This window comes from Microbispora sp. CL1-1, from assembly GCF_012034195.1.
In the GTDB taxonomy this organism is placed as follows: domain Bacteria; phylum Actinomycetota; class Actinomycetes; order Streptosporangiales; family Streptosporangiaceae; genus Microbispora.
Genome location: NZ_JAATEK010000152.1, coordinates 1 through 825, shown reverse-complemented (window position 1 = coordinate 825; position 825 = coordinate 1). Strand labels below are relative to the sequence as shown.

Here is an 825-nt window from a genome sequence, read left to right as displayed (position 1 = left end):
CGGCACCTTCGAAGGCCTGACCGACGAGCAGATCGTCACCCATGTCCTGGCCCACCCCCTTGTGGAACCCGGCGATCCCACCCCCGGCGACACCTCTGACGACACCCCCAGCTCCACCGGCTCGGCCGATGACCCCGCCGGCTCATCTGACGCCGCCACCGGCATCCCTGACGCCCCCGCAGGCACTACCGCCAGCCCCGCCGGCTCCGCCGGTACCCCCGCAGGCGAGCCGAAGCACGAGCCCGGGCGGGGCTCCCGACCCGAGCCGAAGCCGAAGCGCGAGCGCGAATACGAGCGGAGCTCGGGCAACCGACCCGAGCCGGAAGATGGGCACGGGCACGGGCGGAGGGTCGTGCCGGAGCCGGAGCGTGGGCACGCCCAGAGCACCGCACCACAACCGGAGACCGGGCAGAGGACGAGCACCGAACCCACGCCCGCGTACGAGCGCGACCGGAGCACCGCACCAGAACCAGAGCACGGGCGCGGGCACGACCGGAGCGCCGCACCCGAACCAGAGTCGGAGGACGAGCGGAGGCTGAGCACCGGACCCGAGTCGGAGCACGAACACGGGCGCGACCGGGTCACGGCACCCGCGCCGGAGCCGGAGCACGAGCACGAGCACGAGCACGAGCGCGGCCAGAGCACCCCACCCGAACCAGGGCCTGAACACGAGCACGAGCGCGGCCAGAGCGCCGCACCCGAGCCGGAGGACGGGAACGCGTACGCGCACGGGCGGAGGGGCGCGCCGGAGTCTGAGCGAGGGCACGGCCAGAGCGCCGCACCGGAGCCGGAGCCGAAGGGTGAGCGCGGGTGCGGGGAGCCTCG

The 825-nt window shown here is 74.7% G+C and carries 1 protein-coding gene; it reads left to right on the top strand.

The window, feature by feature from the left end; translation table 11 throughout:
- The coding region (locus tag HCK04_RS40380; RefSeq protein ID WP_205831298.1) for a hypothetical protein at positions 1 to 825 on the top strand (825 nt) is incomplete at both ends.